Origin of the sequence: Sphingomonas sp. S-NIH.Pt3_0716 (genome assembly GCF_003950715.1) — a bacterium.
In the GTDB taxonomy this organism is placed as follows: Bacteria; Pseudomonadota; Alphaproteobacteria; order Sphingomonadales; family Sphingomonadaceae; genus Sphingobium; species Sphingobium yanoikuyae_A.
In genome coordinates, this window is record NZ_QLJK01000011.1 from 83,358 (window position 1) to 97,879 (window position 14,522).

The 14,522-nt window shown below is 66.0% G+C and carries 14 protein-coding genes; 6 read left to right on the forward strand and 8 right to left on the reverse strand.

The annotated features are described in order from the left end of the window. The first annotated feature begins 21 nt into the window (after positions 1–21). The 3 genes from BRX37_RS10975 (at position 22) to BRX37_RS10985 (ending at position 4,241) form a co-directional block, all read left to right on the forward strand. Positions 22–1,536: a S10 family peptidase gene (locus BRX37_RS10975; RefSeq protein ID WP_125986940.1), complete on the forward strand. Its 1,515-nt coding sequence runs from the start codon at positions 22–24 to the stop codon at positions 1,534–1,536. A gap of 225 nt (positions 1,537–1,761) precedes the next feature. Next, positions 1,762–2,769, forward strand: coding sequence for a DUF2279 domain-containing protein (locus tag BRX37_RS10980; protein ID WP_125986942.1), 1,008 nt, complete (start codon positions 1,762–1,764; stop codon positions 2,767–2,769). A 95-nt stretch (positions 2,770–2,864) separates the two neighbouring features. After that, positions 2,865–4,241 carry an amidohydrolase gene (locus BRX37_RS10985; RefSeq protein WP_069336151.1) on the forward strand — a complete coding sequence of 459 codons (1,377 nt, stop codon included), beginning with the start codon at positions 2,865–2,867 and terminating at the stop codon, positions 4,239–4,241. A 2-nt stretch (positions 4,242–4,243) separates the two neighbouring features. Here the strand turns inward: BRX37_RS10985 and BRX37_RS10990 are convergent, their stop codons facing one another. From BRX37_RS10990 to bdcA, 3 genes are all read right to left on the reverse strand, one after another. Then, positions 4,244–5,224, reverse strand: coding sequence for a phosphatase PAP2 family protein (locus BRX37_RS10990; protein ID WP_125986944.1), 981 nt, complete (start codon positions 5,222–5,224; stop codon positions 4,244–4,246). 87 nt (positions 5,225–5,311) lie between these two features. Next, positions 5,312–6,502, reverse strand: coding sequence for a chromate efflux transporter (gene chrA, locus BRX37_RS10995; protein WP_125986946.1), 1,191 nt, complete (start codon positions 6,500–6,502; stop codon positions 5,312–5,314). A gap of 172 nt (positions 6,503–6,674) precedes the next feature. Beyond that, positions 6,675–7,388: an SDR family oxidoreductase gene (gene bdcA, locus BRX37_RS11000; RefSeq protein ID WP_037510644.1), complete on the reverse strand. Its 714-nt coding sequence runs from the start codon at positions 7,386–7,388 to the stop codon at positions 6,675–6,677. A gap of 72 nt (positions 7,389–7,460) precedes the next feature. Here bdcA and BRX37_RS11005 point away from each other — a divergent pair, with 72 nt between their 5' ends. After that, on the forward strand, positions 7,461–8,054 hold the full coding sequence (locus BRX37_RS11005) for a TetR/AcrR family transcriptional regulator (RefSeq protein WP_125986948.1): 594 nt from the start codon (positions 7,461–7,463) through the stop codon (positions 8,052–8,054). A 1-nt stretch (position 8,055) separates the two neighbouring features. Here the strand turns inward: BRX37_RS11005 and BRX37_RS11010 are convergent, their stop codons facing one another. The 5 genes from BRX37_RS11010 to BRX37_RS11030 all read right to left on the reverse strand — a co-directional run bounded on the left by BRX37_RS11010 (position 8,056) and on the right by BRX37_RS11030 (position 11,968). Beyond that, a complete protein-coding gene (locus BRX37_RS11010) occupies positions 8,056–9,045 on the reverse strand; it encodes a nucleotidyltransferase domain-containing protein (protein ID WP_125986950.1) in 990 nt (329 codons plus the stop codon). Next, positions 9,042–9,905, reverse strand: coding sequence for an HprK-related kinase A (locus BRX37_RS11015; protein ID WP_125986952.1), 864 nt, complete (start codon positions 9,903–9,905; stop codon positions 9,042–9,044). Before BRX37_RS11015 ends, BRX37_RS11010 begins: the two co-directional genes overlap by 4 nt. Then, positions 9,902–10,186, reverse strand: a complete 285-nt coding sequence (locus tag BRX37_RS11020) for an HPr-rel-A system PqqD family peptide chaperone (protein ID WP_125986954.1) — start codon at positions 10,184–10,186, stop codon at positions 9,902–9,904. The genes BRX37_RS11015 and BRX37_RS11020 overlap by 4 nt, the downstream gene beginning before the upstream one ends. Positions 10,187–10,251: 65 nt before the next feature. Further along, complete coding sequence (locus BRX37_RS11025) at positions 10,252–11,430, reverse strand: glycosyltransferase (RefSeq protein ID WP_125986956.1); 1,179 nt, start codon at positions 11,428–11,430, stop codon at positions 10,252–10,254. Positions 11,431–11,527: 97 nt separating this feature from the next. Continuing rightward, complete coding sequence (locus BRX37_RS11030) at positions 11,528–11,968, reverse strand: hypothetical protein (RefSeq protein WP_125986958.1); 441 nt, start codon at positions 11,966–11,968, stop codon at positions 11,528–11,530. 99 nt (positions 11,969–12,067) lie between these two features. On the opposite strand from BRX37_RS11030, the gene BRX37_RS11035 reads away from it, so the two are divergent. Both BRX37_RS11035 and BRX37_RS11040 read left to right on the forward strand, forming a co-directional pair. Next, complete coding sequence (locus BRX37_RS11035; RefSeq protein WP_125986960.1) at positions 12,068–13,321, forward strand: ATP-binding protein; 1,254 nt, start codon at positions 12,068–12,070, stop codon at positions 13,319–13,321. 143 nt (positions 13,322–13,464) lie between these two features. After that, entirely contained in the window at positions 13,465–14,520 is a 1,056-nt protein-coding gene (locus tag BRX37_RS11040) for a substrate-binding domain-containing protein (protein WP_017499005.1), read from the forward strand. Positions 14,521–14,522 lie beyond the last annotated feature (2 nt).

Consider the following 14,522-nt stretch of genomic DNA (forward strand, 5'->3'; position numbering starts at 1 on the left):
AAAGAAAGGGGAGCATCCTTAATGCGTTTGACGATTTCGCTGGCCGCGCTCGCGCTGGCCATCATGCCCATGGCCGTCCAGGCCCAGGACGGGGACAAGAAGAAGGACGAGGCACCGGCCGCCGAAGCTGGCGTGTCCGCCCCCAATGTCTCGGTCACCCATCATAAGGGCGTGTTCGGCGGCAAGGCGATCAGCTACACCGCGACCACCGGCGAAACCTATCTGAAGGACAAGGACGGCAAGCCGCTCGCGGCCATCTATGCCACCGCCTATGTCAAGGATGGCGGCGACAAGAAGCGCCCGATCACCTTCCTCTATAATGGCGGTCCGGGCTCGGGCTCGCTCTGGCTGCACATGGGCGCCTTCGGCCCCAAGCGCGTGGTGCTGCCCGACGCACAGGATGACGGCGCGCCGCCCTATCCGCTGGTCGACAATGCCGAATCGCTGCTGGACGTCACCGACCTCGTCTTCATCGATCCGGTCGGCACCGGCTTTTCCCATGCCATCGGCAAGAAGGATCCCAAGGATTATTGGGGGGTATCGGCCGACGCAAAGTCGATCGCCGACTATATCCGCCTGTGGCTCAATGAGAATGGCCGCTGGCGCTCGCCCAAGTTCATCGGCGGCGAAAGCTATGGCACCACCCGTTCGGTCGCGCTGATCAACGAGCTGGAAGGCAGCTATAACGACGTCGCGGTCAACGGCATCATCCTGATCTCGTCGATCCTCGACTTCGGCGCCTCGGCCGAGGTGCAGGGCAATGAAATGCCCTATATCCTCAACCTCCCCTCGATGGCGACGACCGCCTGGTATCACAAGAAGATGGGCAATCCGCCCGCGACCGTGGCCGAAGCCGCCCAGCAGGCCCGCGCCTTTGCGATCGGCCCCTATGCCGCCGCGCTGCTGAAGGGCAATCAGTTGTCGGACCAGGAACGCGCCAGCGTCCGCACCGAACTGGCCCGCCTCACCGGCCTGTCGGAGCAGTTTGTCGACCATGCCGAACTGCGCATTTCGCCCGGCCGTTTCTACAAGGAATTGCTCCGCGATCGCGGCGTTTCCATCGGCCGCCTCGACACCCGCTATACCGGCAAGGATTATGATGCGGCCGGTGAGGAGCCGGACAATGACCCCAGCTTCTACGCGATCGACGGCGCCTATACCGCCGCGATGAACAGCTATGCCCGCGACGAGCTGAAGTACAAGACCGAGCGCAGCTATGTGACGATCGGCGGGGTCAGCGGCTGGGACTGGAAGCTGCAGGGTCAGCGCGACCGCGACAGCGAAGTTTACGCCAGCGTCGCCCCTTATCTCAGCAAGGCGTTGCGCGAGAATAGCGGCCTCAAGGTGTTCGTCGGCCAGGGCTGGTATGATTTCGCCACCCCCTTCTTCGGCGCCGAATATGCGATGAGCCGCACTGGCTTCGATCCCGCGCGGATCCAGTATCATTATTATGATGCCGGCCACATGATGTATGTCCGCCCGGACGACCTGCGCAAGCTGAGCGCGGATATCCGGGCGTTCATCTCGCAGCGATGATGATGCCGCCCGCCCGGAAAACCGGGCGGGCGCTGTCTTCGCCTTCGAGGCCATCCAGCACGCTTCCTGCCCGCCTATAGGCATTTCACACGAATATATCCGCTGCCGCCCGTCCGATAATATGCCTTCCAGAACAAGGGTCGCTTTGTCTTTTCACAGGGGCAAGGGGCGTTGGCGCGACAATCGGACCATGCAGGCCCAAGCGGGCGATCGTTACGCGCGTCGATGCTGTCGGTGCTTCTCGCAACCGTCACACCGTCGCAAGTCAGCGCCCAGGAAAGCGCCGACCTCTCCCCGCTTGTACATGATTCAGGCGAAACGGCTTCCCCTGCCGCCCTGACCGCGAACGAGGCCATCTCCTTCGATCTCGCCAGCCTCACGCCGGAAAAGCCTTTGGAGACCGATCTGCCGGACAGTGTCGGCCCATCCATTACCGTCGATACAGATAGCCCGGCTGCAATCGATCCCGACCGTTACCGGTCGCTCGGCAGCCGGATGGCGGCGGCCAAATGGGAAACATTGGGGCTTTTCGCCTATATCACCGCCACCCAGGCCTATTGGACCGACGACACGACATCCTTTCATTTCAAGGATGAAGGATGGTTCGGCAAGAACACCAACAATCTTGGCATCGACAAGCTGACGCACGCCTTCAATGCCTATCTCTTCGCCGAATTTCTGGGCGCGCGCATCGCCCGCAAGACTGATGACCGGGCTGCCGCCGCCTTGCCGGCCGCTATGCTGTCGACCGCGCTGCAATTCTACGGCGAATTATGGGACGGCCATAAGACCGACAGCGGCTTCTCCTACCAGGACATTGTCTTCAACACGGCCGGCGCCGCCTTTTCCGTGCTGCGGCACACCGTGCCGGGGCTGGAGGAGAAGCTGGATTTCCGGCTGATGATGGTGCCCAATTCCAACGTCTACAGCTTCAAGGGGAAGCGCCATTATGAACAGCAGCATTTCCTGCTGTCGCTTGAACTGGCCGGGTTCAGGAAATTGGAAGCGAGCCCTTTGCGGCTCGTCGAATTGCAGGTCGGCTATCGCGGCAAGGATTTCACCCTCGCCGACCGCGCCGCCGGCACCCCCCCGAAACGCGACATTTTCTTCGGCGTCGCGCTCAACATCAAGCAACTCTTCTTCAAGAACAGCCGGTCGCGCGTCGGCCGCATGATCGGCAGCGGCCTCAACTATTTCCAGCTCCCCTATACCGGCATCTATGACTATTATTGAACCTTGCCGCGCGCGCAGGCCAGCACCGTAACAATCCCCCTTTAACGCCCGTAAAATCCCCCTATGCTCCTGCCCAGCAAGGGAGATTCAATCATATGCGCCACGCGCTCACGGCCTTTCTGGCCGCTGTCAGCTTTTCGTCCATCGCCGTCGCCCAAACCCCGGCTGCGCCGCCGCCGGCTCAGCCGGCCATGGTCCAGCCTACCCCAACGCCGCAGAGCGAACTGCCCGGCCTGATCGCCAGGGACATGGAGGGGCTGATGACCCTCTATCGCGATCTGCACGCCAATCCCGAACTTTCGCTGCAGGAGGTGAACACTGCCGCCAAGCTGGCCAAGCGCCTGAAAGCGATGAAGTTCGACGTGACCGAGAAGGTCGGCGGCACCGGCGTCGTCGCGGTGATGAAGAACGGCTCCGGCCCCGTGCTGCTGATCCGCGCCGACATGGACGGGCTGCCGGTGGTCGAGCAGACCGGCCTCGACTTCGCGTCCAAGGTCCGCACCAAGACGCCCGAGGGAGTCGAAACCGGCGTGATGCATGCCTGCGGCCATGACACCCACATGACCGCCTTCATCGAGACCGCCAAGCTCCTGTCGAGCCAGAAGGACAAGTGGAAGGGCACGCTGGTGATGATCCTCCAGCCGGCCGAGGAAGTGGGCAAGGGCGCCCGCGACATGCTGGAGGACGGGCTCTACACCCGCTTCCCGCGCCCGACCCATGCCATCGCCTTTCATGACGCCGCCAATCTCCAGGCCGGCGTCGTCGGCTATACGCCGGGCTATGCCCTCGCCAATGTCGACAGCGTCGATATCGTGGTGAAGGGGCTGGGCGGCCATGGCGCCTATCCGCAGACGACCCGCGACCCGATCGTGCTGGGTTCGCGCATCGTCACCTCGCTGCAGACCCTGGTCAGCCGCGAACAGGATCCGCAGGATCCCGCCGTCGTCACCGTCGGCAGCTTCCAGGCCGGCGCCAAGCACAACATCATCCCCGATCAGGCGCTGCTGCTGCTGACCGTGCGCAGCTATTCGGACGAGACCCGCGCCAAGCTGATCAAGGGGATCGAGCGGATCGCCCGTGGCGAAGCGATTGCGGCGGGCGTGCCCGACGACAAGATGCCGGTGGTCAGCGTCAAGGACGAGTTCACCCCGTCCACCTACAACCCGCCCGAATTTGCAGAACAGATGGGCGCGCTGCTCAAGGGGCATTTCGCCGAGGGCCGCGTGGTCAAGACCCCGGCGGTGATGGGCGGCGAGGATTTCGGCCGCTTCTACCGCGCCGACAAGTCGATCAACAGCTTCATCTTCTGGGTCGGCGGCGTGCCGGCCGACAAGATGGCGGCGGCGCAGGCTGGCCAGATCACCCTGCCCTCGCTGCACAGTCCGTTCTGGGCGCCGGAGGCCGACAAGGTGATCGCCACCGCCAGCGAGGCGATGACCGTCCTCGCCATGGATATCCTCAAGAAGGATTGAGCTTATACGCTGACCGCGCAGCGGCGCCGATGCATGTCCATCAGCGCCAGCGCGGTCAGCGCCACGCCCAGCCCCAGGATCATGTCGATCAGATAATGGGTGCCCTCGACCGGCGTCGACAGCAGCATCGCCGCATTGAGCACGACGATCGGCCAGCGTAGCGCCGCGATCCGCCAGCCCGCCGCGATATACAGCACCGCCGCCGCGGTATGGAAGCTGGGCGCCGACACGATGCCGCGCAACTGCCCCAGATCGATGGCATGGACCGCATGCGTCCGCAGCGCCGGGATCAACCCCTGCTGCCACAGTTCGCTTTCGGGCATGTAGTGGATCGGTTCGTGCCACAGATAGGAAAAGGGGCCGACCGCCGGCATCAGGCTGAACAGGATCAGGGTGATGACCGCCGCCAGCCAGAAGGTGGCGATGAAGCGCCAGGCCCGTTCCTGCTCACCCGCCCGCGCCATGCACCATAGCAGCAGCGCCGGCGTCACATAGATGCTGCGATAGGCGGCCGTTTCCAGAAATTGGAGTGTTCGGTGCGATGCCGTCAGCCGATACCAATAGAGCCAGTCGAACCCCAGCGCGTCGTCGATACGCTGCAACGCGGCGTCGGCATAGCCATGGGTCAGCGCTGCCACGGGATAGCTGGCCGCCGCCCCCATGACCGAAATCAGCGTGAACAGGCCGACATAGGTGGCAAATGGCGCCACCGTCCCGGCATGGCGCCAGCCGCTGCGCGGCAGGCCGAAGCGCAGCGCCAGCAACAGCGCCGCCGCCGCGCCATAGGCGATGCTGCTCGGCTGCCAGAAATCGATGCGCAGGTCCGCCATGTCCAGCAGCAGGGCGAGCAGCAGCATGCTCACACCCAGCGCCGTCAGGAAATGCCGCCGGATCGCCAATGGTGGCGTGACAATCGGCACCGGACGCGCCTTCTGCGCGGCAACAGGCTCAGCCAGGGGCCAGGAGGTTTCGATCGACGGCATCACGCATATGTCCGGGAAGAAAGGCGGAAAGGCCGCCCTTCCGCCTCCCGTGCTTAAGCTGCGATGAACCTTTGCATGGCGCCCCTGTCAGGGCTGCAACAACCACCCCGCGCCACCGCCCAGCGCGATGATCGCCGGCATGCTCCACCGCCCCTTGATCCGCCAGGCGCAGAGCGCGCCGACCAGCAGGATCAGGCCCGCCGCCCAGAGCCGGTCCGCCCGCATCGCCGCCGCCCAACCCAGCTGCACCAGCGTCGCCGCGATCACCCCGACCACGGCCGCCGCGACCCCGGCCAGCAGGTGGTGGAGCGCCGGATTTTCGACCAGCGCCTCCAGCCGCTCATAGAAGATCAGGGAAAAGGCGAAGGCTGGCAGGAACATGCCCGCCGTGATCGCCAGCGCGCCGCCCAGCCCACCGGCCATATAGCCGGCAAAGGTCGCGAAGATCACCAGCGGCGCCGGCAATATCCCGGCGAGCGCCACCCCGTCGAGGAACAGCCCGTCCGACAGCCAGCCGCGCCCGACCGTATCGCCGCGCACATAGGGAATGGCGGTATAGGCGCCGCCAAAGGTGAGCAGCCCGCCCTTCAGCCCGGCAATGAACAGCAGCAGCATGTCGGGCCGCACGGCACCAGCCACAATCGGGATCGGCGCGACCGCCACTGTCCCCTTGTGCAGCAACAACGCCAGCATGACCGCCCCGACCAGCACTGCGCCGATGACCATCGGCCGCGCGCGAAAGCCATAGACCAGCCCCGCCGCCAGCAACGGAATCCAGAAAGGGGTGCCGAGCAAAGTCGCGGCAAAGGCGCCCACCGCCAGCGCCCAGAGCAACCGGTCCTCCAGCACATGGCCGCCGATCCGCTGCACCGCGCGCGCAATGATCGCCAGCACCACCAGCTGAATGCCGAACAGCACCGGTAGCGCCCAGCCCGCGCCGGCGATCCAGTCGCGATAGAGCCAGGCGGCGACCAGCATCAGCAGCAGACCGGGCAGCATGAAGCCCAGCCCCGCCAGCAGCCCGCCGATCCGGCCGCGCGCCATCATGCCCATATGGACGCATAGTTCATAGGCTTCGGGGCCGGGCAATATCTGCATCACTGCCAGCAGCCGGTTGAAGCGCGGCCCGGACAGCCAGCGCTCCTCCTCGACCAGGGTCTGGCGCAGCATCGCGATCTGCGCGACCGGCCCGCCAAAGGCCAGGCAGCCAAAGCGCAGGAATTTGAGGAACAGCGGGAACAGGCGGATCGGCGGCGGACCATCATCCAGTGTCGTCATCGTCATCGGCTCCTGCCGCAGGCGCGGCGCATGGAGCGGAACTTGGACGATCATCGCCTGAACGGGCGCCCGCACGGCCCGTTGGCGCTCATCATAGCATCGCGCGCCGCGAAGAAAAGAGGCGGCGCAACAGGATGGGGCGGCCGTTCAGCCACCCCTCCCGAACGGACGATCAGGCGCCGAAACCGCCGTCGATCGTGTGCATGGCGCCGGTGATGATGCCGGCTTCCGGCCCCGCCAGATAGGCGGCCAGCCCGGCAATTTCCTCACCCGTTGCATGGCGCTTGATCGCCATGAAGCCGTGCATGGTGGCGCTCATCGGGCCATCGGCCGGGTTCATGTCGGTATTGGTCGGGCCGGGCTGGATGATATTGACGGTGATGCCGCGCGCACCGAAGTCGCGGGCCAGGCCACGGGCCATGCCCTGCAGCGCCGACTTGGTCAGCGCATAGGCCGCGCCGCCCTCGAACGGCATGCGGTCGCCATTGACCGAACCGATGACGATGATGCGGCCGCCATCATTCATCTGCCGTGCCGCCTCGACCGCCGCATGATAGGGCGCGCGGACATTGATATCGATCATCCGGTCGACCGCATCGGCGTCCAGCGTCAGCGGATCGCCCAACACCAGCGTCCCCGCATTGACGACCAGCACGTCGAGCGCGCCCTCGCCCGCCACCACGTCGATCACCGCCTGGCGATCGGCCGCGTCGGAGCGGATGGCACGGGCGCCGACATCGGCGGCAAGCGCCGTGGCGGCATCCTGCGACCCGGCATAAGTGAAGGCGACATCGGCGCCGTCACCGGCGAAACGCCGCACGATCGCGGCACCGATACCCCGGCTGCCGCCGAGGACGAGGACTTTCTTGGCAGTGAAATCGGTCATCGGACAATTCCTTGCTAAATTTGTAATGATCGCTATATAAATCACCGATCGCGCCCGTCAAGGATTTTTGTAATGACCATTAAAGAAAAAGCCAAGAGCCGGGGCCGCCCGCGTTCCTTCGATGAGGACGCCGCCCTTTCTGCGGCGCAGGCGCTGTTTCATCACCATGGCTATGACGGTGTCGGCGTCGCCGCGCTGGCACAGGCGATGGGGATCAATCCGCCCAGCCTCTATGCCGCTTTCGGTGACAAGGCGTCCCTGTTCGACCGGGTGCTGGCGCGCTACGCCCGCAATGCCCTGCCGGTGGACGATATCCTTGTGCCCGGTGCGCCGCCGGCGGCCGCGCTTACCGAACTGCTGCGGACCGCCGCCCGCATCTATGCCACCGATCCGGCCGCGCCGGGCTGCATGGTGCTGGAGGCCGCACGGGGTGCCGACGCCACCGCCGCGGCACAGGCGCGCTGCTGGAAGGACAGGAGCGTCGATCGGGTCCGGGACTATCTGGCCCCCGGCCATCCCGAGCAGGCGCTGCCGGTCGCCGATTATATGGTGACGGTCATGTCCGGCCTGTCGTCCGATGCCCGCGACGGCAAGCCGGTCGAGCGATTGCTCGCCATCGCCGACATGGCCGGTCTCGCGCTGGACGCGGCCCTGGCCCAACCCTGACCTATTGCGGCCGATGCCCCTTGCGCCATTTGGTGAACAGATGGCGCGCCAGCATCAGCGGCGGCATGCGCAGCCAGTGAGACCGCACGAAGAAGGCGAACACCAGCGCTTTACGCGTCTCCTGCCCCCAGCCATTGCGCGCCAGCAGCCGCGCCCGCACCAGCCGGTCCCACAGGGTCAGCCGCCCGCCCGCGCCATAGATCGCCGCGGCCAGCCGCTGCGCCTGCCGCACATGGGGAAATATCCCATGCCGGGCCGCCCGCGCTTCTAACGCTTGGGGATCAATATCGGCCAGCAGGCAGTGAATATCCCACAGGTTGCGCAGGCCGCCCTGCAAATCGCCGTCCGCTAGCAGATGGGCGACCGCATGACAGACCCGGTCCTCCGCCGACAGCATATATAATCCATCGGTTATCAGCACGGCATCCGCCATCATCGCGGCCGCGTCCGGCGTGGGCCGCGCGGTCAGCGGCAGCACGGTATGATGCACGTCGATCATCCGGTCGCGCTCGGTGTGGATCATCGGCGGCAGCTCATGCATCCACTGCCGATAATAGGCGTCGTCATAGGGGTCTTCCTTGACCCATTCCCAGCCGGCCGCGATCAGCGCATCGGGCGCCGCATCGATCCGGTCGCGCGGCACCAATATGTCGAGATCGCCGATGAAGCGCCCCTGCCCCGCCGCCAGGCCCGCCGCCGCATAGGCCGTGCCCTTGAGCAGGATCACCGGCAGGCCGATCGGCGCGAGTGCCGCCCGCGCCCGGTCCGCCTCCCATATCGCCTGCCGCGCCTCGCGCGCCGCATCCTCCCGTGCATCCGTCAGGATCGGCCGCACCGCATCGGGTACAGCCTGCCCCTCCAGCCGGAAGGCGAGCGTGCCGATCAGCCGCTCCGCCCGCGCCATCGCGATCAGGCTGTTCCAGCCGGCCGCGTCCAGCGCCGCCGCCGTCGCCGGATCGCGCAGGGCCCCGACCAGCAGCGCCGCGCTCATGCGATCTCGCTCCACAGCCGATCGACCATGGCGATCGCCGCATCCCCCGAGGGGAAGTCGATCGCCCGCGCCGGCACCTGCGCCACGAAGCGCGTCAGCGCGGCGAATGCCGGTTCGCCCAGCGCGACATAATTGGTCGACGCCTGGGTCAGGCGCATGAACACCTCCCCCTGCCCCACCGGCCGTTCCGCCGGCCCCGAACCGAAGCGGGGGAACAGCAACAGCGCCGGCATCCCACCCTCGCTCATCCGCGCCACCGCATCGGCGCGCGGCACCATATGGCGAATGTCGCCCTTGGCCGTCGCGCCCAGCAACGGCCCCATGCGCGCCGCCGGCACCTCGCCGGCGATCACGTCGATCGCCTTGTTCTTGAGCGACACCAGCCGGGGAAAGGGCAGGATCGCGCCGCTGTCGAGATCAAGCAGCGCAAACTCGTCGCCCATCAGCCGCCAGCCGCGCTCGCCCAGCTGCGCCGCCAGCGTCGATTTGCCCGACCCGGACTCGCCGGTCATCACCAGCACCCGCCCGTCCTTCTCGACGCTCGACGCATGGAGCAGCAGATGCCGGCGCCAGCCCAGCGCCATCTGCAGGTTCATCCCCATTTCCGCTGCCAGCAGCCCATGCGCCAGGCTCATCGGCGCCGCGTCGGCCAGGCCATGATCGCCAGTGATGAAGATGGACGGTCGCATCCAGCGCCGGACAGCGCTGGTCGGCTGCAACCGCACGGTGAAATCGGCGATCGCGCCATCGACATCGGGATAATCGGCATAGAGGCGCTTCAACTGGTCGATCGGCTGGGCCCAGGCGGAACCGATGCGGAAGGTCGCCGGGCCGATGCGCAGGGTCAGGCTGTGCCTCATGCCGGGCGCACCAGCCCGATCCGATCGAGATAGGCGAGATGCTGGCCGATCTCGCCCACCGCATCGCCCTCGCCCAGATCATAGAGCAGGGCCAGCCGATCGCGCAGCATCGTCGCGCTCGCCGGCAGGCCATCGGCCATGGCGTCCAATATCTCGGGCACCGGGCTGATCACCATATGGGTCTGGCCCGACGGGCGATGATAGAGCAGGACGATATCATCCAGCGGCCGGACGATGATCGCCTCCGCCCCTTCGCGACGATATAGTTCTTCCCTGACCACGCGTCCGGCACCTCCATGGCTCCCTCTTGCCCTAAAGCCAAAAGGGTAGCCAAGTGCCTAACGCATCAGGGAAAGGCCTGCAGCGCAACGCCGACCGGCAGCTCGCGCGCGCCGACCGTCATCAGCGCGCGCATATAGGTGTCGAGCGCCCGGTCCAGCCCATGCTCGCGCACCGCCTGCGCCAGCTGCTCGGGCGGCGCGGGATGGGCCAGCGCCCATTCGATCGCACGGGCAAAGCCATCGACATCGCCGACCGGCACCGGCGGATGCTGGCCGGCGGCGTCCAGCAGCGGATGAATATTGCGGGTGCAATCGGTCGCCACCACGCCCGCGCCACAGCCCAGCGCCTCGATCATCGTGCCGGCCAGCCCTTCCCAGCAGGACGGCTGCAACAGCAGGTCCGCCTCGGCAAACAGGCTGGCCATGCGGTGCGGACAATCGACGAAGCCCAGAAACTCGACCCGGTCCGACAGGCCCAGCCGCGCGCATTGCGCCTCCAGCTGGGCGCGCAGCGGTCCCTGCCCGACGATGCGCAGCCGCCAGTCGCGGCCCCGCAATTGCGCCAGCGCGGCCAGCGCGGTCGCCTGGTCCTTCTGCGGCGCCAGCCGCCCGACCATCAGCAATTGCGCCGGGCGCTGCGGGCAACAAGCGGTGCCGCGATCGTTGCAGGCCTGTTCCATCAGCCGGGTGACGGTGGGACGCGGCATCAGCCGCACGTCGCGACCGCCAAGCGGCCCCTCCTCGGCCAGCAACTGCCGATCGGTCTCACCCATGACGATGGTCATGCTGCAGGCCCTGGCAATCGCGCGAAACCGGGTCTTGCGCGCCCAGGCAGACAGGCCCTGCTGTCCCGGCCGGACGATCGGGTTGGAAATGCGGCCGACCGCACGGGTCTGCGTGCCCAGCGTCGCGGCGGCGACCAGCATGTTGCTCTGGTTACCAGCCGAATAGACGACATCGGGCCGATGGCGCCGCACCATCGCGGCCAGTGGCAGGAATTGCGCGATCATCGACAGCCGCCGGGCCCAGCGCGGCGCACAGACACGGCGAACCGTCAGGGCCGGGTCGATCATCCCGGCCAGCGGCCCGTCCAGATGCGCCAGCCACAATTCGACCCGCAGCCCGCGCCGGTGGAGATGATTGGCAAGCTGGATCGCGACCCGGTCGAGCCCCCCGTCACCGGGGCGATAGAGATAGACGACCGCGAATGGAGAATGTGCCGCCACCTGGCGTGCATGGAACATGGTGTCGCCCTTGCGCTCGACGGAAATGTCGATGCTTCGACGCCGTCAACGCGGGCGACCCGTAATCGGTTCTTTCAGTTCACCCCGGCTTTGGGGCTTAACGCGGCATTTGCAGCGATGCGAAACAGGTAAAGCCGCTCTGTCCCGACTGGAGGCGGCGAATATAGTTCAGATAGGCCTGATTCTGCTCATAGCTGGTGCCCGGCAGCGGCCGACCGCGCAGCGCCTGCTTGACCTGCTCACCGGTATAGGTGCGCCCGCTCGCCGGATAGGCGCCCGGCGTTCCCGCCGGCACCATCTGGCCGTTGGGGGCGATATAATTGCCCGACCGCGACGGATCGGGCACCGGAATGGTGCAGTTGAGAACAGACGCTGCCGTATTGGCCAGCGCCGGGCGGATCGACACGATCGCCGATGCCGCGACCGCGCCGCCCATCAGCAACTGGCGCCGCGAAGGGACGGCCAGATCGGGCACAACGGCTTCGTTCGTCGCCTTTTCAGGCTCCACGCTTTCCGGTCCGGGGATGGGCTCGCTCATGTCACAATGTTCCGCTATCGCGCTTGCCAAAGCGTAAATATTGGGCGCTATTCTCTGTAGCCATCGCAGCAAATGCGCGCAAAATCCAGCACGGTAACCATGAATCGACTGACAATTTCTCAGATTACAGCCTCGCTGGCCGTGCTGCTACTCGGTACCGGTGGCGCGCTGATTCTCGGCGGATCGCCGCTCGCCATCGCCCTGCCGGTGCTCGCCGGCCTGATCGTGCTGGTCATCACGGCCGAAGGCGTGCCGGTCGGCCGCGACGTGCCGACGATCGCGCTCGATGCGCCCGACCTGTTCGCCCATCCCGATTTTCCCGGCCTGCTGGAAGCCATTTCCGATCCGCTGATGCTGGTCGAACGGGGCCGGATCGTCAATGCCAACCAGGCCGCCAAACGCCTGCTCGGCAGCCATATCGAGGGGGAGGACGCGCGCATCGCCATCCGCCACCCCGCCGCCGCCGAGCGGCTGGCCAGCGTTGCACCACTGGCCGAACCGGTGATGATCGAACTGGTGGGCCTGGGCACCCGCGAACAGCGCTGGCAGATGCGCATCGCCTCCGTGGGCGCAGTCGGCGACATGCGCCGCCTCGTCCATCTGGTCGACCATAGCGGCACCTATGCGGCCGAGCGGATGCGCGTCGATTTCGTCGCCAATGCCAGCCATGAACTGCGCACCCCGCTGGCCGGCATATTGGGCTTCATCGAGACGCTGGCCGACCCGGAACTGGGCAAGGATGTCGAAACCCGCAAGCGCTTCCTCAAGATCATGGACGGCGAAGCGCGCCGGATGCAGCGGCTGATCGACGATCTCATCTCATTGAGCCGGATCGAGGCGGAGAAATATCGCCTGCCCGAAGCCGCCGTCGACCTGTCGGAACTGACCGCCGAAGTGGTCGGCGTGTTCCGCACCAGCAATGGCGATCGCGGCCGCGAGGTGGAGATGGAGATCACCCCCGGCCTGCCCGCGATCCAGGGCGACCGCGCCCAGCTGTCGCAGCTGATCCACAATCTTGTCGGCAATTCGGTCAAATATGGCCGCCCCGGCACGCCGATCCATGTCACCCTGGGCGAAGGGCCCAGCGGCATGGTGCGCCTGTCGGTCGCGGACGAAGGCGAAGGCATCGGCCCGGATCACCTCCCCCGCCTGACCGAGCGATTCTATCGCGTCGATTCGGGCCGCAGCCGGGCGATGGGCGGCACGGGCCTGGGCCTGGCCATCGTCAAACATATTGTCGAACGGCATCGTGGTCGGCTGGATATTTCCAGCGTCCTTGGAAAAGGCACCAATGTCAGCATCTTGCTGCCCGGCGCCCCGGCCGATGACACGGCGACCAAGACGAGGGCGTAAGAAAATTTCACGCCGAAGACGCGATCCGGCCCCTATGTCATGAAAATGCAATCTGACTGTCACAAAGGCGCGATGGTCCGCGGCTAGGCGCCTCCCTGAGGGGCGCGACATTGCGAATCGCGGCCTGTTAGTTGGAGGTTTCCGTGAAGCAATTCGCCCTTTTCGCCGCGACCGCTGTGGCCGCTCTTTCGCTTGCCGGCTGCGGCGACCAGTCGGGCGGCGGCGCTGGCGCGACCCGTGACCAGATCCGCGCGGTCGGTTCCTCCACCGTCTATCCCTTCGCTACCGCGGTCGCCGAACTGTTCGTGCAGGGCAATCCCGGCATGAAGTCGCCGATCATCGAATCGACCGGCACCGGCGGCGGCATGAAGCTGTTCTGCGCCGGCGTCGGCGCCCAGCATCCCGACATTGCCGACGCCTCGCGCCGCATGAAGAAGGCCGAGTTCGATCAGTGCCAGAGCAATGGCGTGAAGGACATCATCGAGATCCAGGTCGGTGTCGACGGCCTTGCCTTCGCTGAGAGCAAGCAGGGCCCCGGCCTCAAGCTCACCCCCAAGATCGTCTATGAGGCGCTGGCCGCCAATCCCTATGGCAAGGGTCCGAACAAGGCCCAGACCTGGAAGGATGTCGACCCCAGCCTGCCCGCGATCGCCATCTCGGTATTCGGTCCGCCCTCGACCAGCGGCACCCGCGACTCGCTTGCCGAACTGATCCTGACCAAGGGTTGCGAGACCGACCCGGCGATGGAAGAACTCAAGAAGAAGAGCGAGGACGAGTTCAAGGCCACCTGCACCCGCGTGCGCGAGGATGGCAAATATGTGGACTCGGGCGAGAATGACAATCTGATCGTCCAGAAGCTGGGCGCCAACCCGAACGCCGTCGGCGTATTTGGCTACAGCTTCCTGGAAGAGAATAAGGACACGCTGAAGGACGTGCCGATCAACGGTATCGAAGCCAGCTACGAGACCGTCTCGACCGGCCAATATCCCGGCGCCCGCCCGCTCTACATCTATGTGAAGAAGGCGCATATGCAGGCGATCCGTGGCCTGCAGGGCTTCCTCGACACCTTCGCCGCCAACTGGAACCCCGACGGCGCGCTGACCAAGCGCGGCATGGTCGCGGCGCCGGAAGACGTGCGCAAGAAGAGCGCCGAAGTCGTCAAGTCGCTGAGCGTCCTCGACGGTTCGCAGCTGAAGTAAGG